Source organism: Tepidicella baoligensis (assembly GCF_013432195.1).
GTDB lineage: Bacteria > Pseudomonadota > Gammaproteobacteria > Burkholderiales > Burkholderiaceae_C > Tepidicella > Tepidicella baoligensis.
On the sequence record NZ_JACCDB010000002.1, the window covers coordinates 57,754 to 81,652 of the forward strand.

The 23,899-nt window shown below is 65.0% G+C and carries 21 protein-coding genes; 10 read left to right on the forward strand and 11 right to left on the reverse strand.

Features of this window, described 5'->3' with window-relative positions; translation table 11 throughout:
• Positions 1–57 precede the first annotated feature (57 nt).
• Together ppk2 and asd are read right to left on the reverse strand one after the other, a co-directional pair.
• Complete coding sequence (gene ppk2, locus HZS63_RS03135; protein WP_180682597.1) at positions 58–975, reverse strand: polyphosphate kinase 2; 918 nt, start codon at positions 973–975, stop codon at positions 58–60.
• A 32-nt stretch (positions 976–1,007) separates the two neighbouring features.
• The gene (gene asd / locus HZS63_RS03140) at positions 1,008–1,919 is read right to left on the reverse strand and encodes an archaetidylserine decarboxylase (protein WP_180682598.1); all 912 of its coding nucleotides are present in this window, start codon (positions 1,917–1,919) and stop codon (positions 1,008–1,010) included.
• A gap of 57 nt (positions 1,920–1,976) precedes the next feature.
• Here asd and HZS63_RS03145 point away from each other — a divergent pair, with 57 nt between their 5' ends.
• Positions 1,977–3,644 carry an aminotransferase class III-fold pyridoxal phosphate-dependent enzyme gene (locus HZS63_RS03145; protein ID WP_180682599.1) on the forward strand — a complete coding sequence of 556 codons (1,668 nt, stop codon included), beginning with the start codon at positions 1,977–1,979 and terminating at the stop codon, positions 3,642–3,644.
• A gap of 19 nt (positions 3,645–3,663) precedes the next feature.
• On the opposite strand, the gene HZS63_RS03150 is transcribed toward HZS63_RS03145, so the two are convergent.
• Complete coding sequence (locus HZS63_RS03150; RefSeq protein ID WP_219339068.1) at positions 3,664–4,296, reverse strand: hypothetical protein; 633 nt, start codon at positions 4,294–4,296, stop codon at positions 3,664–3,666.
• 151 nt (positions 4,297–4,447) lie between these two features.
• Between HZS63_RS03150 and HZS63_RS03155 the strand changes: the two genes are divergently transcribed.
• Positions 4,448–5,704 (forward strand): glycosyltransferase family 4 protein, encoded by a 1,257-nt coding sequence (locus HZS63_RS03155; protein ID WP_180682600.1) that lies wholly within the window; start codon positions 4,448–4,450, stop codon positions 5,702–5,704.
• Here HZS63_RS03155 and HZS63_RS03160 read toward each other — a convergent pair.
• Positions 5,658–7,091, reverse strand: a complete 1,434-nt coding sequence (locus HZS63_RS03160) for a UDP-glucose dehydrogenase family protein (RefSeq protein WP_180682601.1) — start codon at positions 7,089–7,091, stop codon at positions 5,658–5,660. The two genes, HZS63_RS03155 and HZS63_RS03160, sit on opposite strands and share 47 nt — an antisense overlap.
• 172 nt (positions 7,092–7,263) lie before the next feature.
• On the opposite strand from HZS63_RS03160, the gene HZS63_RS03165 reads away from it, so the two are divergent.
• The 4 genes from HZS63_RS03165 to HZS63_RS03180 all read left to right on the forward strand — a co-directional run bounded on the left by HZS63_RS03165 (position 7,264) and on the right by HZS63_RS03180 (position 10,502).
• Positions 7,264–8,115 (forward strand): GNAT family N-acetyltransferase, encoded by an 852-nt coding sequence (locus HZS63_RS03165; protein WP_246316120.1) that lies wholly within the window; start codon positions 7,264–7,266, stop codon positions 8,113–8,115.
• 71 nt (positions 8,116–8,186) lie between these two features.
• Positions 8,187–9,041 (forward strand): UDP-2,3-diacylglucosamine diphosphatase, encoded by an 855-nt coding sequence (locus HZS63_RS03170; RefSeq protein ID WP_425505909.1) that lies wholly within the window; start codon positions 8,187–8,189, stop codon positions 9,039–9,041.
• Between the two features lie 74 nt (positions 9,042–9,115).
• Positions 9,116–9,637: an arsenate reductase/protein-tyrosine-phosphatase family protein gene (locus HZS63_RS03175; protein ID WP_180682603.1), complete on the forward strand. Its 522-nt coding sequence runs from the start codon at positions 9,116–9,118 to the stop codon at positions 9,635–9,637.
• Positions 9,618–10,502 (forward strand): hypothetical protein, encoded by an 885-nt coding sequence (locus HZS63_RS03180; RefSeq protein WP_180682604.1) that lies wholly within the window; start codon positions 9,618–9,620, stop codon positions 10,500–10,502. The genes HZS63_RS03175 and HZS63_RS03180 overlap by 20 nt, the downstream gene beginning before the upstream one ends.
• A gap of 89 nt (positions 10,503–10,591) precedes the next feature.
• Here the strand turns inward: HZS63_RS03180 and HZS63_RS03185 are convergent, their stop codons facing one another.
• Both HZS63_RS03185 and HZS63_RS03190 read right to left on the reverse strand, forming a co-directional pair.
• On the reverse strand, positions 10,592–12,013 hold the full coding sequence (locus tag HZS63_RS03185) for a coniferyl aldehyde dehydrogenase (protein ID WP_180682605.1): 1,422 nt from the start codon (positions 12,011–12,013) through the stop codon (positions 10,592–10,594).
• Positions 12,014–12,021: 8 nt separating this feature from the next.
• Positions 12,022–13,185: a PQQ-dependent sugar dehydrogenase gene (locus HZS63_RS03190; RefSeq protein ID WP_180682606.1), complete on the reverse strand. Its 1,164-nt coding sequence runs from the start codon at positions 13,183–13,185 to the stop codon at positions 12,022–12,024.
• A gap of 350 nt (positions 13,186–13,535) precedes the next feature.
• On the opposite strand from HZS63_RS03190, the gene rpoH reads away from it, so the two are divergent.
• Entirely contained in the window at positions 13,536–14,486 is a 951-nt protein-coding gene (gene rpoH / locus HZS63_RS03195) for an RNA polymerase sigma factor RpoH (RefSeq protein ID WP_180682607.1), read from the forward strand.
• Here rpoH and lysS read toward each other — a convergent pair whose 3' ends face one another.
• From lysS to HZS63_RS03215, 4 genes are all read right to left on the reverse strand, one after another.
• Positions 14,487–16,031, reverse strand: coding sequence for a lysine--tRNA ligase (gene lysS / locus HZS63_RS03200; protein ID WP_180682608.1), 1,545 nt, complete (start codon positions 16,029–16,031; stop codon positions 14,487–14,489). It abuts the gene before it with no gap.
• Positions 16,032–16,084: 53 nt separating this feature from the next.
• Positions 16,085–17,365 carry a replication-associated recombination protein A gene (locus HZS63_RS03205; RefSeq protein WP_343039943.1) on the reverse strand — a complete coding sequence of 427 codons (1,281 nt, stop codon included), beginning with the start codon at positions 17,363–17,365 and terminating at the stop codon, positions 16,085–16,087.
• Between the two features lie 10 nt (positions 17,366–17,375).
• Positions 17,376–18,023: an outer membrane lipoprotein periplasmic chaperone LolA gene (gene lolA, locus HZS63_RS03210; RefSeq protein ID WP_246316147.1), complete on the reverse strand. Its 648-nt coding sequence runs from the start codon at positions 18,021–18,023 to the stop codon at positions 17,376–17,378.
• Positions 18,024–18,126: 103 nt separating this feature from the next.
• Positions 18,127–20,550, reverse strand: a complete 2,424-nt coding sequence (locus HZS63_RS03215; RefSeq protein WP_180682610.1) for a DNA translocase FtsK — start codon at positions 20,548–20,550, stop codon at positions 18,127–18,129.
• A gap of 93 nt (positions 20,551–20,643) precedes the next feature.
• Between HZS63_RS03215 and trxB the strand changes: the two genes are divergently transcribed.
• The 3 genes from trxB (at position 20,644) to rpmG (ending at position 22,238) form a co-directional block, all read left to right on the forward strand.
• A complete protein-coding gene (gene trxB, locus HZS63_RS03220; protein ID WP_180682611.1) occupies positions 20,644–21,591 on the forward strand; it encodes a thioredoxin-disulfide reductase in 948 nt (315 codons plus the stop codon).
• 222 nt (positions 21,592–21,813) lie between these two features.
• Positions 21,814–22,050 carry a 50S ribosomal protein L28 gene (rpmB, locus tag HZS63_RS03225; protein WP_180682612.1) on the forward strand — a complete coding sequence of 79 codons (237 nt, stop codon included), beginning with the start codon at positions 21,814–21,816 and terminating at the stop codon, positions 22,048–22,050.
• A gap of 17 nt (positions 22,051–22,067) precedes the next feature.
• Entirely contained in the window at positions 22,068–22,238 is a 171-nt protein-coding gene (gene rpmG, locus HZS63_RS03230; protein ID WP_180682613.1) for a 50S ribosomal protein L33, read from the forward strand.
• A gap of 614 nt (positions 22,239–22,852) precedes the next feature.
• On the opposite strand, the gene hrcA is transcribed toward rpmG, so the two are convergent.
• Positions 22,853–23,872: a heat-inducible transcriptional repressor HrcA gene (hrcA, locus tag HZS63_RS03235; RefSeq protein WP_180682614.1), complete on the reverse strand. Its 1,020-nt coding sequence runs from the start codon at positions 23,870–23,872 to the stop codon at positions 22,853–22,855.
• Positions 23,873–23,899: the final 27 nt, after the last annotated feature.

The window sequence follows — 23,899 nt, forward strand, 5'->3', positions numbered from 1 at the left end:
ATGAAGCTTTCGCGTCACTGGAATGACGACGCCCGTCGCACCCGCCCCTACCTGGTTTCAGTACACCTGTGGCACGATCATGTGGGCCGGCACGGGGTGGCGCAGGTAATCGGCGTTCCGAACGCGGGCTGGCAAGGTCACTTCTGGGCGCTCGATTTCGTGGTAGTCAAACTGGCTCAACAGGTGGTGAATGCAATTGAGCCGGGCACGCTTCTTGTCATCGGCTGGAACCACCCACCACGGTGCTTCGGGTTTGTGGGTGCGTTCCAGCATGGTTTCCTTGGCTCGGGTGTAGTCCTCCCAGCGCCGGCGGCTTTCCAGGTCCATGGGGCTGAGTTTCCACTGCTTGAGGGGATCGTGGATACGCCCCAGAAAGCGCAGGTGCTGCTCTTCGTCGGTGATGGAAAACCAGTACTTGATGAGGCGGATGCCCGAGCGCACCAGCATGCCCTCGAACTCGGGCACCGAGCGGAAGAACTCCTCATATTCTTCGTCGGTGCAAAAACCCATGACCTTTTCTACCCCGGCGCGGTTGTACCAACTGCGGTCGAACAGCACGATTTCGCCGGCCGCCGGCAAGTGGGCCGCGTAGCGTTGGAAATACCACTGGGTGCGCTCGCGGTCGTTGGGGGCGGGCAAAGCCACCACTCGACACACGCGGGGGTTCAGCCGCTGGGTGATGCGCTTGATCACACCGCCCTTGCCGGCGGCATCGCGGCCTTCGAACAGGACCACCACCTTCTGCTTGGTGGTAGCCACCCAGTCCTGTAGCTTCACGAGTTCACCCTGGAGCTTGAACAGCTCCTTGAAGTAGGCGATGCGGCGCTGCTTGTCGGCGTCGGTTTGGCCGTGGCCCAGATCGGTGCCGTAGCCGACCGGATCACGGTCTTCGATCTCCAGCTCCAACTCCTCGTCGTAGCTGTCCAGCAGGTCGCGTTCGATGCGACGGATGATCTCGTCGTGCGGCAGAGCCATGGCAGTGGTCCACAAGTGTCGGGAGCCGCAGCCTATGACACAACCGTGTCCGTTTCGTGACAAGCCATGAAATGCTCGGCAGGACGCTCGAAAAGCGCCTGCCCGGCCCGAATCAAGCCCCCAGTCTCCAGACCGTCAGCCAACCGGGCGTCGGGTGGCGCGAACACGATGACGGTGGAGCCGTGTTCGAACCAGCCCAACTCCTCCCCCCGCTGGACCTGCGCCGCACAGGGAATGACATGGGGCCCGCGATAGCGCAGGTGCAAGCGTTGCGGCAGGCAATGCAGCCGGATGCTGGCCACCAGAATCGCCGCCACCGGCACCAAGGTCAGGCGCGAGCCGTCGGCGCAGAGGCGGGCTTCGATGACGGCGCGCTCGTTCTTGCAGAACAGAGCCTCGATGCGCTTGAGCGCGATCGGGTTCACGTTCCAGGTATCGCCACTGATGTAGGTCACACGGTCGATGCGCATGGCCTGCGGCGCGTGGAAGCGGTGGTACATGCTGGAGGTCAGGCGCAGCGTCACGTAGCGGCCGCCCTCGTGGGCGCTGGCCAGTTCGTCCGAACCCAGCAGATCGGCCAGGGTGTACGGGAAGCCCTTGGCCTGCAGCACCTGCCCGCGCTCCACGGTGCCATGGGCCCCCACGATGGCATCGCACGGGCTGGCGATGACGTGGGGGCGATCATCGAACGGGCGTGCACCGGGACGCAGTTCGCGCGTGAAGCAGTCGTGCAGACTATCGAAGCGTTGCTGCTTGGCCTCGCTCAGGTCCAGGTCGGTGAACAGCCGCCACACCGCAATCGAAAAACGGGTCAGCCACGGACTGCGCAGACGGCTGTACCACCCCATGAAGCGCGTCAGCGCGATGCGCGGTACCCGGTTGGTGAGCAAAAAATTGAGGTCTTCCTGCAACAGCAGGCGGTCGCGCAAGGTTCGTGTTTTCATGGCTTTGTCAAATGGCCGGCATACAACTGTCACACCGGCTTTTGAAAGGTTGATGACATGTCTGCCGAACTCGTGATGACCGCCAGCGCGCTGGCCGCCGCCCTCATGGGCCTACCCGCCTTGCGTCGGCGCCTGCAGTTGTCCCGCGCCAAACACCGCTCACTGGCCGGTCACTCACGCATGGCCAAGCGCGTGGCCCGCTGGATGCCCGCCCTGCATTACGACGACGCGCGCTTCTTCTCGGCCGACGATGCCCCTGCCGAGGTGGTGGCGCAACGCCGCGCCGGTTTCGAACGGCTGTCGAAAACGCTGCGCGAACGTGCCCCGACCACATTGGCGCTGGGGGCCGAGGCCCGCGAGGGTCTGCCCGATTTGCGTTTCACCGGGCGTTACCGCGTGCCCTTCCCTTTCAGCGCCTATGCCCGCGCCCACTTGCCCATGGGGGCGTTCTGGGCCTCGGCCCAGGGCGTGACGCTGACCGACCTGGACGGCAACGAACACCTGGACCTCACCGGCTCCTACGGCGTGAACGTGTTCGGTGTGGACTTCTACAAGGCCTGCATGGCCGAAGGCGCTGCCATGGGGGCCGCCCTGGGCCCGGTGCTCGGCGGCTACCACCCCTGCGTGGCCGACAACGTGGCCCGGCTCAAGGCCCTCTCGGGCATGGATGACGTCAGCTTTCACATGTCGGGCACGGAAGCGGTGATGCAGGCCGTGCGCCTGGCCCGTTACCACACCGGCAAACGCCATCTGGTGCGCTTCACCGGGGCCTACCACGGCTGGTGGGAAGACGTGCAGCCCGGCCCCGGCAACCCGCTGCCCCCGCGCGAGACCTACACCCTCAAGGACATGGACGACCGGGCGCTGGAGGTGCTGCGCAGCCGGCGGGACATCGCGTGCGTGCTGGTCAACCCCATCCAGGCGCTGCACCCCAACCGCAACGCCCCTGGTGACTCCACCCTGCTGGACGGCAGCCGCAGCGCCCACTTCGACCGGGCCGCCTACACCCGCTGGCTGCAACGCCTGCGCGAGGTCTGCACCGAACGCGACATCGCGCTCATCTTCGACGAGGTGTTCGTCGGCTTCCGGCTGGCCAAGGGGGGCGCCCAGGCCTATTTCGGCGTGCAGGCCGACCTCGTGTGCTACGGCAAGACCCTGGGCGGTGGCCTGCCCGTGGGCGTGGTGTGCGGCCGCCGCCGCTGGATGGAGCGCTTCCGCGAAGAACGCCCGGCCGACATCTGCTTCGCCCGCGGCACCTTCAACGCCCACCCCTACGTCATGGGCGCGATGAACGCTTTCTTGCGCCGCCTGGACGACGCCGACATCCAAACCCTGTACGACACCCTCGACGCCACCTGGGACGAACGACTTCAGCGCTTCAACCGTGCCATGCGCGAGGCGGGCCTGCCCCTTGAAGCGGCTGCGCTGTCCACCATCTGGACGATCAACTACACCCAACCCTCGCGCTACCACTGGTTGTTGCAGTTCTACCTGCGGGCGCACGGCCTGGCGCTGAGCTGGGTGGGCACCGGACGGCTGGTGTTCAGCCTCACCTACACCGACGCCGACATGGACGAGGTGATCCGCCGCTTCATCGCCGCCGGCCACGCCATGCAGGCCGACGGCTGGTGGTGGTGCCACCCCGGCCTCACCCATCGCCGCATTCGCCGCCAGATGGCGGGGGAACTGTTGCAAACCGCCTGGCAACGGTTCACCCGGCGATGACGGTGCGACGGCAACGAGATCAGTGGGTCCGGTGACCCGGGTCCATCATCTGGCCACGCAGCAGGTACCACGGCGCCTTGTAGTAAAGCATGATGTCGTGAAACGGGTCGGTCAGGATCTTGGTCACCCACACCAAGCCCGTCTGCACGCTCTGCTGCACGAAGAGCTGCACCATGCGAAACAGCAGGCCACCCACGCCCACCCACAGCCACAGCAGGCCCACGTGGTGGATGAAGCCACGCCAGTCGGCATGCGGCTCCAGCAAGCCGAACAGGCTGGGCTGCCACACCAGCAGCAATGGCGACAAGGCCCAGATCGCCATCAGCACCACCTTGCGCTGCAGGTTGTAGCCCACCTTGATCGCTTCCTTGTACTCGTGTGTGGCCTGGTTGATGTGGTCGTAGCCCTTGGGCTCGAAGAAGAAGTGCCCGGCCTGGCGGCTCACCATGGACACCAGCCATGCGATCAGAGCGGCCATGGCCGGGTCTTTGAACAGCATGGCATAGGCCACCAGAAAGCTGATCGCGCTGAGCAGGTGCAGACTCTGGTTGATGCGGCTGTGGTGATAATAGCGGTGGTCGTCCCAGCGCTGGACCCGAAGGGCTTGCAGAAAGTCTTTCACTTCATGTTCCTCATGCTGATGGATGGGCATGCCCCGACCGGGGCACAAGCGCGATGGTGCGCAGCCCCTGTGAAATCGGCGTGACAGCCAGCCCCTCGTCATGCCGCTGCCGCAGACCCGCGCCACATCAGGGACACCACTCTGTCACACGGCTGTTATGAAGGGGCCCGACCATGCGGCCATGAACAGCCCCGCTCAACCCCCACTCCACATCGAAAACTATCCGCCACCGCAGCGCTCGCTGCGCATCGCGGTCGTGACCGAGACTTACCCGCCCGAGGTCAATGGCGTGGCCTTGACGGTGGACCGGCTGGTGCGCGGGCTACAGGCGCGCAACCACGAGCTGCAGGTGATCCGGCCACGCCAGGCACCCATGGACCGGCCGGGCATGGCCGAGGGCTTCGAGCAGGTGCTGCTGCGCGGACTGCCCATCCCCCGCTACCCGCACCTGCGCATGGGCCTGCCGGCGAAAAAAACGCTGCTGCAAATCTGGTCCCTGCGTCGGCCCGACCTGGTGCACATCGCCACCGAGGGGCCGCTGGGCTGGTCGGCCCTGCAGGCGGCCCGCAAGCTCAAGCTGCCGATCAGCAGCGACTTCCGCACCAACTTTCACGCCTACAGCCGCCATTACGGCGCCGCATGGCTCCACAAACCCATTGCCGCCTACCTGCGCAAGTTCCACAACAGCGCGCACTGCACCATGGTGCCGACCCCGAGCCTGCAGGCCGAGTTGAGCGCCCTGGGCTTCGAACGCCTGCTGGTCGTGGCACGTGGCGTGGACACACAGCGCTTCCATCCAGGGCACCGCAGCGAAGCCCTGCGCGCCCATTGGGGGGTGGAACCGAGCGACTGTGTGGCGCTCTCGGTGGGCCGTCTGGCCGCGGAAAAAAACCTATCTCTGCTGGTGCGTGCCTACCAAGGCATGAAACAGGTCAACCCGCGGGTGAAGCTGGTGGTGGTGGGTGACGGCCCCGAGCGCGATACCCTGCAGGCCGCGTGTCCCGACGCGCTGCTGGTGGGCGCCAAACGTGACGCCGAGCTGGCCATGCACTACGCCAGCGCCGACGTGTTCCTTTTTCCCAGTCTGACGGAAACCTACGGCAACGTCACGCCCGAAGCGCTGGCCAGCGGCTTGGCCGTGCTGGCCTTTGACTGCGCCGCGGCTGCCGAACTCATCCGTCATGGCCACAACGGCCTGCTGGTGCCGGTGGACGATGCGGACGCCTTCGTTCGCCGGGCCCAGGACCTCGCGACGCAGCCGGCGCTGGTCCGCAGCCTGCGCCTGGGTGCACGCGCCACCACGCAAACCCTGGACTGGGCGCATATCGTCACTCAGGTGGAGGCGATCTGGCTGCGCCTGCTCCAGGCGCATGCCAGCGGAGCCGATGATCTCATGCAGCGCGAAGTTCGCTGGCAGCAACCGGCATCGGGGCTGTGAGCCCCAGCCGCGCCACCCCCAGGGCATTGCGACGGCCGATGCCCAGGTAGGTCACGCCCAGCGACTGCAGCACCTGCGGATCGTACAGATTGCGCCCGTCCAGGATCAGCGGGTCTCGCATCAAGGCGCGCATGCGAGCGAAATCGGGGCTGTGGAAGCATTTCCACTCGGTCAGAATCAGCAGCGCATCAGCCCCCTGCAGCACCCCCTCCGCCGCATCGCCGACATGCAAGCGTTGCAACAGCGCCGGTGTCGAAGCCAGATCCTCGGCGAGCACGCGGCGTGCCTCGGTGGTCGCCACAGGGTCGAAAGCCGCTACATCGGCCCCGCGCTCGAGCAGCTCACGTATCACGACCCGGCTCGGCGCTTCACGCATGTCGTTGGTGTTGGGCTTGAACGACAAGCCCCAGACAGCGAACCGGCGTCCGCTCAAGTCCTCTCCCATGAGTTGCACCACCCGTTTCACCAGTTGCCGTTTCTGCGCCCGGTTCACCGCCTCCACAGCGCTGACCACCCGCATCGGCGTGCCTTGCTCCATGGCGGTGTGCATGAGTGCCCGGGTGTCTTTGGGAAAACAGCTGCCTCCATAGCCGGTGCCGGCATACAGGAAACTGTGGCCGATGCGCCGGTCCGAACCGATGCCGCGCCGCACCGCGTCGATGTCCGCCCCCACCTGATCGGCCAGCAGGGCCATCTCGTTCATGAAGGAAATGCGGGTTGCGAGCATCGCGTTGGCGGCGTACTTGGTCAGCTCCGCGCTGGGCACGTCCATCCACACCGTGCGTTCGTGGTGGCGGTTGAACGGCGCGTACAACTGGCTCATGCACTCCCGGGCCCGTGCCCCCGCCGCCCCAGGCGGCACGCCGATGACGATGCGGTCCGGGCGCATGAAATCCTCAATCGCCGCACCTTCCTTCAAAAACTCCGGGTTCGACACCACGGTGAAATCCAGCGCTTCGTGCCCTCGGGCCACCAGGCCTTGCCGGATCGTGTCGGCCACTGCGGCACCGGTGCCCACCGGCACGGTGGACTTGTTCACCACCACCAGCGGTCGCTGCAGATGCTGCCCGATCTGGCGCGCCACCGCGAGCACGTGCTGCAAGTCGGCCGAGCCGTCCTCCTGGGGCGGGGTGCCCACGGCAATGAACAGCACCTCGGCGTGGTCCACGCCCTGCGCCATGGAGGTGGTGAACCGCAGCCGGCCCGCTGCCTGATTGCGCTGCACCAGCTCGTCCAGCCCCGGCTCATAGATCGGCACACCACCCGCCTGCAACAGCACCACACGGGCCTGGTCATGATCCACACCCACCACCCGATGCCCCAGCTCCGCCAAGCAAGCGGCCGTCACCAGCCCCACATAACCTGCGCCCACCACCGTCACGTTCATGGTCTGCTCCTTTCATGCATGCCAACCATGCTGGAGCCACTGCGTGGCAGTGGCATGGCAACCCCATGACAGTGGCGTGACTGACGAATCTGGTCGTCATGGTTTTTTCATCGAAACGCCATGGCAACGACACACGCGAGGCGAAGAATCGGCACAGCCAAAGGAGTTCCCCATGAGCGACCTGTCCGTCCTCGATCACATGCGCCACCCGGTCCTGCCGCTGAGCAGTGGACCCGCCGCCTTGCCAGGCCTGGCGCCCACGGCACACAAACCTTCCAGCCCCCAGCCCGAACTCCTGGTGACCTGGGCCCGGCACCTGGATGAAGTCCGAGCCGCCCAACGGCTGCGTTACGACGTGTTTGCCGGCGAAATGGGCGCACGGCTGCCACAAACCCTGCCCGGACACGACATCGACCTGTTCGACGATTACTGCGAACACCTGCTGGTGCGCGACGCTTCCACACTGGAAGTGATCGGCACCTACCGCGTGCTCACGCCGGCCCAGGCCAAACGCGTGGGAGGCTTCTACAGCGACACCGAGTTCGACCTCACCCGCCTGCGTTTCCTGCGCGAACAGATGGTCGAACTCGGGCGCAGCTGCGTCCACCCCGACCACCGCCACGGCGGCGTCATCCTGGCCCTGTGGGGGGCTCTGGCCGAATTCATGGCGCGCAACCGGCTCGACACCATGATCGGCTGCGCCAGCATCCCCATGCAGCATCAGGGCAGCCACGGCGCAGTCAGCGATGGCCACGCCGCCGCCAGCATCTGGCGCCAGGTCCGCGACAAGCACCTGGCCTCGATCGAATACCACGTGCGCCCGCGCCTGCCCCTGCCGGTAGATCGGCTCGACGACTCTTTGCCCATTGAGCCCCCCGCGCTCATCAAGGGCTACCTGCGCCTGGGCGCCAAGGTGCTCGGCCCCCCGGCCTGGGACCCTGACTTCAACGCCGCCGACCTGCCCATGATGATGCGCCTGGCCGACATGCCTGCGCGCTACCGCAAACACTTTCTGGGGGCTTGATGCGCAACAGCTTCGTTGGCAACGGGCCCTTGCCTGGGCACCCTCCACGACAGTCTGATCTCGCCGCCCACGTGACGGATACTTGGCGTTCACCACTTGACAGCGACGATGACCCGGACGAGCCCCTGCCACCTGCAGGTCAACGCCTGCGGGCCGTCTTCATTTCCGACGTGCACCTGGGCACCCCCGGCTGCCAGGCCAAGGCCCTGCTGGCCTTCCTCAAGGCCCATCCCAGCGACAAGCTCTACCTGATCGGCGACATCATTGACGGCTGGCAACTGCGCCGCAAGTGGTACTGGCCGCAGAGCCACAACGATGTGGTCCAGAAAATCCTGCGTCGCGCCCGCAAAGGCTGCAAGGTCATTTTCGTGCCCGGCAACCACGACGAATTCGCACGCCATTTCGTCGGTCATAAATTCGGCGGCGTGGATGTGGTTGAAGACGCGGTCCACACCACCGCCGACGGGCGCAAGCTTTGGATCATCCACGGCGATCACTTCGACGGCGTGATCCAATACGCCAAATGGCTGGCCTATCTGGGCGACAACCTCTACGAGCTCACCCTGCGGCTGAACACACACCTGAATTCCTGGCGTGCCCGTCTGGGTCTGCCCTACTGGTCGCTGTCGCAATACCTCAAACACCGCGTCAAGAGCGCGCTCAACTACGTGCTCCAGTTCGAAGGGGCGGTGGCAGCCGAAGCCCGCAAGCGGGGACTCGACGGCGTGGTCTGCGGCCACATCCACCGCGCGGAGATGCGCGACATAGACGGCACCCTCTATTGCAACGACGGCGACTGGGTCGAAAGCCTCACCGGTATCGTCGAGCACCCTGACGGCCGACTCGAGATCGTGCAATGGGGCGCCTCATCCAAGACCATGAAAACCCTGGCTCCCCGTCCAACCACTGCGGTGCCATTCCGCTGAACCCGATAGATGATTGACACAAAAATGTCACACACCCTGCCTAGCATGCGGTTTTTATCCCGAGAGACGGCCCCGTGAGTGAACCGATCAAAGTCCTGTTCCTGTGCGCGCACAACGCCGCCCGCAGCATCATGGCCGAGGCCATCCTGAACCACTTGGGCGGGCACCGTTTTCGGGCGTTTTCGGCCGGTACGCATGCGCGCCCCGACCATCGCCCCCACCCCATGGCCTTGGCAGCCCTGCACAGTGCCGGCATCGACACCGCCGGGCTGCGCAGCAAGAACTGGGCTGAGTTCAGCCAGCCCGACTCGCCCCATCTCGACCTCATCATCACCGTCTGCAACATAGCCGCTGGCGAACCCTGCCCGGCCTGGCCCGGCCATCCGGCCACCGCCCACTGGGGCTACCCCGACCCCACGCTGGTCGAAGGCACCGAGGAAGAACGGCTGCACGCCTTCAAGCAAACCATGCACGCCCTGCATCAACGCATGGAACTGCTCGTGAATCTGCCGATGAGCCGGGTCGATCGTCTGGTGCTGGAAACCGAGGCTCGCCGCCTGGCTGCTTCAGCCCAAGGTGCGGATCGCACGTCCTGAGCATTGGGGCCTGCGGCGTACGCTGGCCATTGGACTGACTGGCGGTCTGCTGTTGGGCATGACCGCCCTGGGCGTAGCCCAGATCACCTGGGCGGTCGGACCATGGTATCCCGTCTGGCTACGGGTGGCCGGTGCCCTCATGGTGGCCACCGGTTTCTGGAGCGCGAGCTGGGTGTGGATCGCCTTCCTGAACGCTGAACGCCGGGTGCAGGAAGGTCTGAGCCTGCCTCGGGGCATCGCGGGTTTTGCCACCAACTGCCTGGTCGCCCTGATCGTGCCACTGCTCATAGGCCACCAGCTGCATGGCATGCTGTACGCTTGGCATGCGCACCACTTCACGCCCACGCCCACCGCCGAATTACGCCTCCTGCCTGAGCGCAACCCAGACGGCAGCGACGTGCTCGAACTCTACGGCCCCATGGGCATCGGCACCACCCACAAGCTGCAACACTGGCTGGCGCAATACCCCTGGGTGCGCACCCTGCAACTCGACAGTCCGGGCGGACTGGCTCCCGAGGCCATCGGCGTGGCCCAGCTCATCCAGCTGCACCAGCTCGACACCGCCGTGGTAAGCCGCTGCGAAGGAGCCTGCATCGTGGCGTTGGCGGCCGGCTCGCGCCGCTTGGCATCGCCACAGGCCATCCTGCGTTGCCACAAGCCCTACATGCCGGTCGTGGGCGGTGCCCACACCCTCACCGCCACCGACCGCCACCTGCTGCGCTGGCTCACGGCACAGGGTGTGGACCCGCAGCTCGCCCAGCACTGTTTTCAACGACCGGCCTGGGATGCCTACACCCCGGACCCAGAGGCACTGCACAGCGCCTGGCTGATCACCCACTGGTTGCCAGCCCCTCAAAGCCAGTGATCAAGGCGGCTGGCAAGCTCCACCACCATACCCCCAAAAAGCGCCGTGTAGGCCATGGCCGAGGTGCCGGTCATGACAGCCCCGCCGCGTCAGCGAATGAACCAGCGCTGGATCATCCGGTGCACCCAACCCCCATAGGGCGGGTAAGCCAGCTTGCCGCTGTTGAAGCGGCCCTTGATGTGCACCCCCTTGGCCTTGGAAAAAGTGAGAAAGCCTTCATTCGCGTGGTAGTGCCCCATACCTGAAAGACCCACCCCACCAAAGGGCAGATCGTCCTGGGCCACGTGCATCAGGGTGTCGTTGATCGTCACCCCGCCGGAATGGGTCTGCTCCAGCACCTTGCGCTGCACCTGCCGGTCGTGGCTGAACAGGTACAAGGCCAGCGGCCGCGCCCCGCTGCGCACCCGCTCCACGGCCTGATCCAGGTCGCGGTAGGGCAGCACCGGCAGCAAGGGGCCGAAGATCTCCTCCTGCATCACCTTCATGCCGTCGTGCACGTCCAGCAGCAGGTGCAAGGGCATCTTGCGGGTGCCTTCGAAGCCCTCTCCGGCCGGGTTGCACACCTGCACCCGTGCGCCTTGCCGCACCGCGTCGTCCAGCCAGGCCTGCAAGCGCTGGTGCTGCCGCTCGTTGACGATGGCGCTGTAGTCGGGGTTCTCGCGCAGCGTGGGGTACAGGCGCGCCACCACGTGCTGCATTGCCTGCACGAAGGCGTCCTCCTGGCCCGCGGGCACCAATGCGTAGTCGGGGGCGATACAGGTCTGCCCGGCGTTGAGCATTTTGCCGAAGACGATGCTTTCGGCCGCCGCCTGCAGGGGCGCATCCGGCGCCACGATCACAGGCGACTTGCCCCCCAGTTCCAGCGTGACCGGCGTGAGGTTCTTGGCCGCTGCCGCCATCACGATCCGGCCCACCGCCGTGGAACCGGTGAAGAGCAGATGGTCCCAGGGCTGCTGGGCAAACAGGGTGGACACATCCACCGCCCCCTCGATCACGGCCACCTCGTCCTCGTCGAAGGCGTCGGCCAGCAACGCCCGAAGCACTTGGTTGGTGGCGGGCGTGAACTCGGAGAGCTTGATCATGGCCCGGTTCCCGGCTCCCAGCGCCCCCACCAGCGGCAACAGCGCGAGCTGGATCGGGTAGTTCCACGGCACCATGATGCCCACCACCCCCAGGGGCTGGTATGCCACCCGGTTACGAGCGGGCGCAAACAGCAGGCTCACCGACCGGCGTGACGGGCGCATCCAGCGCCGCAGGTGCCGCACCGTGTGGTCGATGCCCTGCACCGTGGTCAGCACCTCGGCCATCAGCGTCTCGTCGCGCGAGCGTGCGGAAAAGTCGCGGTCCACCGCCTGCACCAGTGCCTCCCTATGCCGCAGCAGCGCCGCACGCAAGCGCTTCAAACCGGCGATGCGCTGTTCGGCCGGTGGCATGGGGAAACGGGCAAAAGCTTGGCGCTGGCGCTCGAACAGCGCCGGCAGTCTGGCCATGTCGGGAGGCATCTGGCTCATGGTGATGCTCAGCGTTGGGTGGACGTGGGCTGCAGACGGATCAGCTGTCCGTTGCGGTCGTCGGTGAGCAGGTACAGCAGGCCATCGGGGCCTTCGCGCACATCCCGGATGCGCTGGCCCAGCGACTCCAACAGGCGTTCCTCGCGCACCACCCGGCCATCGGCCACTTCCAGCCGGGCCAGGTGCCGCCCGCGCAGTGCACCCACCATCAGGCTGCCTTTCCAGGCCGGCCCGTAACGGTCACTGCTCACGAAGGCCATACCCGACGGCGCGATGGATGGCGTCCACTGGTGCAGCGGCTGCTCCATACCTTCTTTGTGCGTGATGCCATCGCCAATCGGGCCGCCGCCGTAATTCTCGCCATAGGTGATCACCGGCCAGCCATAGTTCTTGCCCGGCTCCGGCCGGTTGATCTCGTCACCGCCCTGCGGGCCGTGCTCGTGTATCCACAGCCGCCCGTCCGGGCCCCAGGTGGCGCCTTGCGGATTGCGGTGGCCCCAGCTCCAGATCTCTGGCAAGGCCCCCGCGCGTCCCACCAGCGGGTTGTCCGGCGGCACGGTGCCGTCCTTGCGCACGCGGATCACCTTGCCGTGGTGGTTGTCCAGCGTCTGGGCATCCTGCATGCGGCCAAAGCGATCGCCCAGCGTCAAAAACAGATACCCTTGCGGCGACTCGACGATGCGGCAACCGAAATGGTGGCGGCTGTTCACCTTGGGCCGCTGGCTGAAGATCACCCGCACGTTTTCGAGCCGGCGCTGGTCGGCCGACAGCCGGGCCGAAGCCATGGCCGTGGAGTTTCCGCCCCCATCGGCCGCCGGCTCGGCAAAGCAGAAATAGAGTTGGCGGTTGCTCGCGAAGTCACTGTCAGCGATCACATCCAGCAGCCCGCCCTGGCCCACGGCATCGACCCGGGGCAGACCCTCGAGGGGCGGCCCCAGCTCGCCCGCAGGCGACACCACCCGCATGCGCCCGGGCCGCTCCGTCACCAACATCTGCCCCTGGCCTATGAAGGCCACGGCCCACGGGTGCTCCAGCCCGCGCACCAGCACCTCGGGCTGCACGCCAGCGGCCTGCGCGTGCCATGCCGCTGCCGCACACACCAGCCCCCCGATGATCCGCTTCCAGCGGAGGAATCTCCACCGCTTGTTGACTCGTTCCTGGTTGGTCTGCATCGTTCGCCTCCTGACGGGGTGTCCGTGTCTGGTTCTGGTGCGCGGCACAGGTTCCCGCGCGTTTCGGCAACGATACCGCACCGGGAGTGGAGAGGTGCCAAGCTCTGGGACGGCCTGACCGAAACCAACGTGGCCCGCGTGCAGGCCCAGGTCAGCAGCTGCATCATCGGCGATCCTCTGCCCAGCCAACCCCTGCCGCCGCGGAAGATGACGGCTGGAACAGGTTTTAGAAACACCCCGCGGCATTGGGACGATGGATGTGAATGGCGGAACTTTCCATTAGCACTCTCGTCAATAGAGTGCTAACATAGTGACATGCCCTATACAGGCTGATCAGGAGAGAGGACATCATGAACGCCATCACCACCACACCTTATGCACTGGCCCCCGCCGCCAAGCACGGTTGGTCGGGTTCGTCCCTCGTGTTGCCCCCGCTGGGCAATCTGGATGCCTATATTGCGGCGGTCAACCGGCTGCCCATGCTCACCGCCGAAGAAGAACGGGACTACGCCGAGCGATTGCAAAAATACAATGACCTGGAAGCCGCTGGCAAGCTGGTGATGTCGCACCTGCGCCTGGTGGTATCGGTTTCGCGCCAGTACTTGGGCTATGGCCTGCCGCACGCCGATCTCATCCAGGAAGGCAACGTCGGCCTCATGAAAGCCGTCAAGCGCTTCGACCCGGCCCTGGGTGTACGGCTGGTGAGCTATGCCTTGCACTGGATCAAGGCCGAAATCCACGAATACATCCTGCGAAACTGGCGCATGGTCAAGGTGGCCACCACCAAGGCACAGCGCAAGCTGTTCTTCAACCTGCGCAGCATGAAACAGGCCTTCAAAGCCGACGCCCTGGACGCCGACACCCACCGCGAACGCCTGAGCGAGCAGGAAATCGACGTGGTGGCACGCGAGTTGAACGTCAAACGCGAAGACGTGCTGGAAATGGAAACCCGCTTGTCGGGTGGCGACGTGGTGCTCGACCCCACGCCTGGCGACGATGGCGAGGAAGCCTATGGTCCCATCGCCTACCTGGCCGATGCCCGCCACGAACCCACCGCCGTGCTGGAAGCCACCGAGCGGGACGTCATGGCCACCGAAGGCATCGCCCGCGCCTTGGAGCAGTTGGACGAGCGTTCGCGCCGCATCGTGACCGAACGCTGGCTCAAGGTCAACGACGACGGCTCCGGCGGCATGACGCTGCACGAGCTGGCCGCCGAGTACGGGGTGAGTGCCGAGCGCATCCGCCAGATCGAGGTGGCGGCCATGAAGAAGATGCGCAAGGCGCTGGAGGCTTACGCCTGATCAGCCTTCGCGGCGCAGCGCCGGGAACAGGATCACGTCGCGGATGCTGGGGCTGTCGGTCAGCAGCATGATCAGACGGTCGATGCCGATGCCGCACCCTCCCGCCGGGGGCATGCCGTACTCCAGTGCGCGCACGTAGTCGGCATCGAAGAACATGGCCTCGTCGTCGCCCGCGTCTTTACTGGCCGCCTGGGCATGGAAGCGCGCTGCCTGGTCTTCGGCGTCATTCAATTCGCTGAAACCGTTGCCCACTTCCCGCCCGGTGATGTAGAGCTCGAAACGTTCGGTGATGGTCGGGTCGCTGTCGTTGGCGCGGGCCAGCGGGGAAATCTCGGTCGGGTGGTTGCAGATGAAGGTGGGGTTCCAGAGCTTGTCTTCCACCGTCTCCTCGAAGTACATCACCTGCAGGCCGGCCAGGCTGCGGCTGTCCAGGCGCTCCTTGACCGGATCGAGACCCAGCTTTTTCAACTGCTGCACCAGCCAGTCACGATCGTCCACGCGGTCGCCGGCCTCGGTGTGTTTGAGGATGGCCTCTCGGATCGTGAGGCGCTCGAACGGTGACTCCAGGTCCACGTCGCGGCCTTGGTAGGTCAGCCGGGTTCCACCGCAGACGCGCTGCGCCACATGGCGGATCAGTTGCTCGGTGAACACCATCAGGTCCAGGTAGTTCCAGTACCCCGCATAGAACTCCATCATGGTGAACTCGGGGTTGTGCCGCACGCTGATGCCTTCGTTGCGGAAGTTGCGGTTGATCTCGAACACCCGCTCGAAACCGCCCACCAGCAGGCGCTTCAGGTAGAGCTCCGGCGCAATGCGCAGGTACATGTCCTGCTCCAGCGCGTTGTGGTGCGTCACGAAGGGCTTGGCATTCGCCCCGCCTGGAATCGGGTGCAACATGGGGGTTTCCACTTCCAGGAAGTCGTGCTGCACCATGAACTCACGAATGCAGGTCACCGCCAGACTGCGCGCCACGAAGCGCTTGCGAGCCTGCTCGTCGGTCATCAGGTCCACGTAGCGCTGGCGGTATTTGATCTCCTGATCATGAATGCCGTGGAACTTGTCTGGCAACGGGCGCAGGCTCTTGGTCACCAGCCGCACCTTGTCGGCGTGGATGGTCAGCTCGCCCATCTTGGTCTTGAACAGCACGCCTTCGGCCGCCACGATGTCGCCCAGATCCCAGTGCTTGAAGGCTTCCAGCACTTCGGCGCCCACGCTTTCCAGGTTCAGGTAGATTTGGATGCGCCCGCCGCTGGGCCCGAAGGAGGCATCCTGCAACGTCGCAAAGCTGGCCTTGCCCATGACGCGCTTGAGCATCATGCGGCCGGCCACGCTGGCACGAACCTTCAACAGCTCCAGCATCTCCTTGCTCATGCCGTCGTATTCGGCGAACAGGTCAGCCGCCTTGTGCTGCGGCTTCACATCGTTCGGGAACGCGGGGCCGCGACCCGCTGCCTGGGCCTCGCGCAAGGCGCGCAGCTTCTCGCGGCGCTCGGCGATGATGTGGTTCTCGTCAGCGTGCGGGGCGTGGTCGGCAGGGGTGGTCATGGGTTCAGGCGTCAACGGATAGGCATGCGCCTCAGCGCACAAAACTTTTGATTTTATTCGGTGTTGCGCTCGCGCAGTGCCTGCAGCTTTTCCCCGATGCGGATTTCCAGCCCGCGCGGCACCGGCCGGTAGAACGGCGGCGGGGTGAGCCCGTCGGGAAAGTAGCGCTCACCGGCCGAGAAGGCATCGGGCTCGTCATGGGCGTAGCGGTAGCCCTTGCCGTAGTCCATATCTTTCATCAGCTGGGTAGGCGCGTTGCGCAGGCGCAGGGGCACGGGGCGGGTGCCGTCCTGCTTCACGAAGGCGCGCATCTCGTTGTAGGCCTTGTACACCGCGTTGCTTTTGGGTGCCACGGCCAGGTACACCACCGCTTCGGCCAGCGCCAGCTCCCCTTCGGGGCTGCCCAGGCGCTCGTACACCTCGGCGGCGTCCAACGCCAGCCGCAGCGCGCGCGGATCGGCCAGGCCGATGTCTTCCGTGGCCATGCGCACCAGCCGTCGCGCCAGGTAACGCGGATCGGCCCCGCCGTCGAGCATGCGCACGAACCAGTACAGCGCGGCATCCGGGTCCGAGCCGCGCACGCTCTTGTGCAAGGCGCTGATGGTGTCGTAGAACTGCTCGCCGCCCTTGTCGTAACGGCGCATGCGCTCGCCCAGCACCTTCAGCAGCCAGTCGTCGGTGATCTCGTTCAAACCCTGGGCCTGCGCGGTCACGGCCAGGGTTTCCAGCGTGTTCAGCAGGCGCCGGGCATCACCATCGGCATAGGCCAGCAGGCGCTCGCGGGCGGCAGGCTCCATGGTCGGCACCCCGCCATGGACATGGGCTCGGTCCATGAGTTCGCCCAAATCGTCCACGCTCAGCGGCTGCAGCACATATACGGCTGCCCGCGAGAGCAAGGCCGAATTCACCTCGAAGCTCGGGTTTTCGGTGGTGGCCCCCACGAAGGTGAACAAGCCGCTTTCGACGTGGGGCAGGAAGGCGTCTTGCTGGCTCTTGTTGAAGCGGTGCACCTCGTCCACGAACACGATGGTCGCCTGCGGGTGCAGGCCGCTGCGCGCCAGCTCAGCCTTCTCCACCGCTTCGCGTATGTCCTTCACGCCACCCAGCACCGCGCTGATGGCGATGAACTGGGCGTCGAAGGCCTGCGCCATCAGGCGCGCAATGGTGGTCTTGCCCACCCCCGGTGGGCCCCAGAAGATGCAGCTGTGCGGCCGTCCGGACTCAAAGGCCGCGCGCAGCGGCATGCCCTCGCCCAGCAGGTGGCGCTGACCGATGACTTCGGCCAGCGAGCGAGGGCGCAGGCGTTCGGCCAGCGGCAGGTGGGGCGTATTCACAGGCAGTGGCTCACTGGCGAATCACATCCGCCCCTGCGGGAGGCTGGAACCGAAAATGCTCTGCTCCAAAACCTGGCTGGGTGTCCATGGCCTCAAAGCGAATGGTCGAACGCTGACCGAAGCTGTCCAGGATGTCGAGCGCGGCCAGTTGCCCCTGCCTAAAACCCAGCTGGATCCACTGCAACTGCCCGTCGCGCTGTTTGGGCGTGGCCAGGACCCAGGTCAGTCCATCGGCATCGGGCGCGTTGCGCAAGTCGAACACCTGCGTCAAACCCCGCAAATCGGGAGAGGCCGCGATCAGGGCGGCCGGTGTCTGGCCCAGCGCCTCCTGCTGGGCACGGGCGGTCACCTGGTTCAGGTCCACGTCGTAAAGCCACAGCGTTTGCCCGTCGGCGACGATGGTCTGCTCGAAGGGGTGGGTATAGACGAAGCGAAAGCGGTCGGGTCGCTGGAATTCGAACACGCCCCGGCTGGTGCGGGCGCGCGGCGCTGCCTCGCCGTCCTTGCGCGGCGCCGTCACCGTCTGGGTGAAGGCGGCCCTGCCCTGCTGCGTCTGCCGCAGAAAGCTCTCCAGTGCCGACAGTCCATCGGCGTGAGCGGGAAACCACACCCCCACGCCACAGCAGGCGACAGCCAGTAAAAGCGAACGTCGTTGCATCATGAGCCTTGGGGTGGTTGGGCGCGCCACCAGTTCCGAGCCGCTGGCTCCGGGTTGTAAACAGCTGTAGCGAAAACCGCGCAGCCCCACTGGTTCGGACCGCTCATTCGCCGCCCCGGTTGGCCACCAGAATGTCGCGCTGGCCGCTGGCGGTGAGCGCACTCACCAAGCCGGCGTTTTCCATGTCTTCCAGCAAGCGGGCGGCGCGGTTGTAGCCGATCTTGAGTTTGCGCTGCACGTAGCTGATGCTGGCCTTGCGGTCTTGCAGCACGATGGCCACGGCCTGGTCGTAGAGGGGGTCTTTCTCGCCACCGGCATCGCCTTCGCCGAACAGGTCGCCGCCACCGCCTTCACCCTCGCCCGCGCCTTCCAACACGCCGTCGATGTAGTCGGGCTCACCGTACTGCTCCTTGAGGTAGGCCACCACGCGGTGCACCTCGTCGTCGCTGACGAAAGCACCGTGCACCCGAGTCGGGAAGCCGGTGCCTGCCGGCATGTAGAGCATGTCGCCCATGCCGAGCAGGGCCTCGGCGCCCATCTGGTCCAGGATGGTGCGGCTGTCGATCTTGCTGCTGACCTGGAAGCTGATGCGGGTGGGAATGTTGGCCTTGATCAACCCGGTAATCACGTCCACGCTGGGGCGTTGAGTGGCCAGGATCAGGTGGATACCCGCCGCGCGCGCCTTTTGCGCCAGCCGAGCGATGAGCTCCTCGATCTTCTTGCCCACCACCATCATCAGGTCGGCCAGTTCGTCGATCACGACCACGATGTAGGGCAGTCGCTCCAGGGGTTCGGGCTGCTCGGGCGTGAGGCTGAACGGGTTGGGCAGGGATTCGCCGCGCGCCTTGGCCTCGTCGACCTTGGCGTTGTAGCCCGCGAGGTTGCGCACGCCCACCTTGCTCATCAGCTTGTAGCGCTTCTCCATCTCGCCCACGCACCAGTTCAGGCCGTGCGCGGCCTGCTTCATGTCGGTCACCACGGGGCACAACAGGTGCGGAATGCCCTCGTACACGCTGAGTTCCAACATTTTGGGATCGATCAGCAGCAGGCGCACGTCCTTGGCGTCGGCCTTGTAGAGCAGGCTCAGGATCATGGCGTTGATGCCCACCGACTTGCCCGAACCCGTGGTCCCGGCCACCAGGCAGTGCGGCATCTTGGCCAGGTCGGCCACGACGGGGTGACCGGCAATGTCCTTGCCCAGTCCCATGGTCAGCAGGCTCTTGGCGTCGGCATAGACCTGCGAGCCCAGGATCTCGCTGAGCTGGATGGTCTGGCGCTTGGCGTTGGGCAGCTCCAGCGCCATCAGGTTCTTGCCCGGAATGGTTTCGATCACGCGGATGCTCACCAGCGACAGCGACCGCGCCAAGTCCTTGGCCAGATTCACGATCTGCGAACCCTTGACCCCCGTGGCCGGCTCGATCTCGTAGCGGGTGATCACAGGCCCCGGCTGCGCCGCCACGACCCGCACCTCCACCCCGAAATCGCGCAGCTTCTTCTCGATCAGGCGGCTGGTCATCTCCAGGGTTTCGGGCGCCACCGTGGCCTGCTGGCGCCCGGCGGCATCGAGCAGATCGATCTGAGGCAGTTTGCTGTCGGTCAAGTCTTGAAACAGCGGCTTCTGGCGCTCCTTCACCACTCGGGTACTGACCGGCACCTCGGCCAACGTGGGCTCGATCTGCAGCGACTTGGCCTTCGCCTTGGCCCGCGGCGGCGCAATCTCTTCGGACGTCAATGGCCGTGTCGGTGACGGCTCCAGATCGGACGCGGCAAGTTCCCCTGCATAAGCAGACTCCTCCATGGCACGCTCGCGCGCCGCCTGCTGACCGATGCGCTGGTCTTCGTCGGCCTCGCGTCGCTCGCGTCGGCTCTCGATCCATTGATCCAGCCACCGGCCCAACCCTTCGGCGGTATGCGCCCAGGAGAAGCGAAACACCCAGGCCAGCGCCACCACCCACACCGCGATGGCAACCAGAGCCGATCCTGTCACCCCCAGCCAACGCACCGCCAACGGCCCCAGCACCGACCCCAATACCCCCCCGGCTTCACCGGGCAGGATGGCATCCCAGCGGTGCAGGCGGCTCCACTCCAGCACCGTGCTGGACGCCAACAACACCCCCAGCCCCAACCAGAACACCACACGCTGCATGCCCGCACGTTGCCACCAGCGCTCCTCGTCGGGCGAGGTCTGCGGACCGACACCCACACCATGGCCGCGCAACCAGCGCGCCAAAGCCGCCAGCCACGCCCGACACCCTGCCAGCACCATCCACCAGACCGACATGCCCAACAGGTAATAGCTCAAATCCGCTATCCAGGCTCCAAGCCGCCCACCCCAGTTGGTCACAGCTCCACCCGCCCCCGAGGTGGACCAGGCCGGATCCAGCAGAGAATGGCTGAGCAATGCGATCAACCAGAACAGCAGGCCGGCGGCACCCAGCAACAAGGCAAATTCGTGGGCAAAGCGCCGCAGACCGCTGGGCGCGTGGTGAGCGGCATCGTTGTTGAGGGTATTCAATGAATAGGTCATAGGCGCAGACGCAAGCTTAACCCAGCCTCAGCAGCCCCAGGAGCGGCTTCCTACAATAGAGGCCGTTCTTCTACCCCGATCCCTTTCACGCGCATGAAACACGCCAAAGTCCTCATCCTCGGCTCCGGCCCGGCTGGCTACACCGCCGCCATCTATGCCGCCCGCGCCAACCTCAATCCCGTGCTGATCACCGGCATGGCCCAGGGTGGCCAGCTCATGACCACGACCGAAGTGGACAACTGGCCCGCCGACGTTCATGGCGTGCAGGGACCGGATCTGATGCAACGCTTCCTCGAACACGCCGAACGCTTCAAGACCGAAATCGTCTTCGACCACATCCACACCGTCCACCTGCATCAGCGCCCCTTCACGCTCGTGGGTGACAGCGGCAGCTACACCTGCGACAGCCTCATCATCGCCACCGGCGCCTCGGCGAAATACCTGGGGCTGCCCTCCGAGGAAGCCTTCATGGGCAAAGGCGTCAGCGCCTGCGCCACCTGCGACGGCTTCTTCTACCGGGGCCAGGCCGTGTGCGTCATCGGAGGCGGCAACACGGCGGTGGAAGAAGCCCTCTACCTCAGCAACATCGCCAGCAAGGTCACTCTGGTACACCGCCGCGACACCTTCCGGGCCGAACCCATCATGGTGGACAAGTTGATGGAAAAGGTCGCCGAAGGCAAGATCGAACTGAAACTGTTCCATGTGCTCGACGAGGTGCTCGGCGACGCCAAAGGCGTGACCGGCATCCGCATCAAGCATGTGCAAACCGGCGCCACCGAGGAGATCGCCCTGCAAGGCTGCTTCATCGCCATCGGCCACAACCCCAACACCGACATCTTCAAGGGCCAGCTCGACATGAAGGACGGCTACCTGGTCACCAAGGGCGGTCAGGATGGCTTTGCCACCCAGACCAGCGTGCCCGGCGTGTTCGCCGCCGGCGACGTGCAAGACCACATCTACCGCCAAGCCATCACCAGCGCCGGTACCGGCTGCATGGCCGCTCTCGATGCGCAACGGTTTTTGGAACAGCAAGCGGGGTAAGCAGGCCTTTTGCCACCTTTTGCCACCGCAGGCTCGAACGGCTATAATGCCGGGTTTGGTGTTGTGCGATTGGCTTTTTTCGGCTGAGCCGCCGCACCAAAAATTGACCGCCCACGAGCCGGAGCCGTCCCCGCCACCTGAGAAGGCCGCGGGGCAGGCGGCACAACACAGGACGGGGCGAGGTGCGGCGCAAGCCGTTGATTTTTGATTGGAGTGTCCCTCATGGCACGCGTATGTGAAGTCACGGGCAAGAAGCCCATGGTCGGGAACAACGTTTCCCACGCCAACAACAAAACCAAGCGCCGGTTCTTGCCGAACCTGCAATCCCGTCGTTTCTGGGTCGAGAGCGAAAACCGCTGGGTGCGCCTGCGCGTCTCCGGTGCCGCCCTGCGCCTGATCGACAAAAATGGTATCGATGCGGTGCTCGCCGACCTGCGCGCCCGTGGTCAAGCCGAATAAGTCACAGGAGCACCACCATGGCAAGCAAAGGCGGACGCGAAAAAATCAAGCTGGAATCCACTGCCGGCACCGGTCACTTCTACACGACCACCAAAAACAAGAAAACCATGCCCGAGAAAATGGCGATCATGAAGTTTGATCCCAAGGCTCGCAAGCACGTGGAGTACAAGGAAATCAAGCTGAAGTGATGCAGCTCTGGATTCCTGAGGGTGTCATGCCATCACTGATGGACACCAACACCCTACGACGGCCCCTCGCGGGCCGTTTTGCTTGAGGAAGGCATTCCCAATGGGCCGGCTTCGAAGCATGAATCGAGCCGGAAGGCGCGGTGTCGCAAAGGCAAAAGGCCCAAACCCTGCACACGATGGATCAAGTCCCCCATCGGACACGCCTCTTCGGCCTCTTCGCCGCAGCGGCGCCAAAGCATTTGGTGGGCCTCCCGTGAGTCGAACACGGCACCAACGGATTATGCTTACCCACTATGGCTTTCGCCACCCCTTTCGGGTTTGTGGTCTGGACTGTCTCTTGTCTTTACGACCTGCCCGTACAGTCTCTACACGTTCTCTCCAACCGAGAGCTTCGCTCGGGATTGCCACGCCACTTGGGCAGAGGTTTCCCCGAATTTGAGCAGTTCTACCGGCACGCAGAGTGAACTTACACACCGGCAACCCACATTTGCTCCGCCCGTATTCTTGCGAACCGTAGGGCGGCACAGCTTAAGTCCGCTGCTCTAACCAAGCATGAGCTAGAGGCCCGAATCCAAAATTCTACAGCACTGGACCATGCGGCTGACTGTGGTCACTCACTTGTGGTGGCTCAGGGCGTTGCTGACCAGTTTGGAAGTGATGTCCACAATCTGGATCATGCGATCGTAGGGCATACGCTGTGGGCCAATGACGCCCAGCGCGCCGACGACTCGACCATCGACCTCATAAGGCGCACTCACCACCGACAAGTCCTCGTAAGGCACGACCTGGCTCTCACCACCGATGAAAATGCGCACCCCCTCGGCCTGGTTGGACACCTCCAGCAGACGCATGAGCTGGGTTTTCTGCTCGAACAGATCGAACATCTTGCGCAGATGATCCATGTCGCGCGAGAACTCGCTGACCGACAGCAGGTTGCGCTCGCCGGCCACCACCACCTCGTCTTGCTGATCGATCGCTTCAGAGCCGGCCTCCACCGCCTTGACCATGAGTGAGGCGATTTCATCGCGCAGGCTTTCGACCTCGGTACGCAGGCGTTCTTTGACCTGGTCGATGCTCAAGCCTGCGTAGTGGGTGTTGAGAAACTGGGCGGCCTCTTGCAGCTGACTTTGGTTGTAGTCGGTCTGCGTGTGGATGACCCGGTTTTGCACGTCGCCATCGGGCGAGACGAGGATGACCAGCACCCGCCGGTCCGACAGCCTCAAAAACTCGATGTGGCGAAACACGGTGGGGCGCTTGGGCACCATCACCACGCCCACGAATTGCGACAGATTGGACAGCATCTGCGCCGCCTGGCTCAGCACCTGCCTGGGCTGCTCGGCCTGCAGGGTGGCGTTCGGCAGGTTTTCCACGGGATGCAATTCATCGCGGCGCACGGTCAGCATGGTGTCCACGAACAACCGGTAGCCACGGGCCGTGGGAACACGCCCGGCGGAGGTATGGGGGCTGGTAATCAGTCCGAGCTCCTCCAGGTCACTCATCACATTGCGGATGGTGGCCGGCGACAGTTCCAGACCCGCCGCCTTGGAAAGGGTGCGCGACCCCACGGGCTGGCCGTCGGCGATGTAGCGTTCGACCAACGTCTTGAGCAGGAGTTTGGAGCGGTCGTCAAGCATTGGTTGATTGTAAAAACCTTGTGCTCT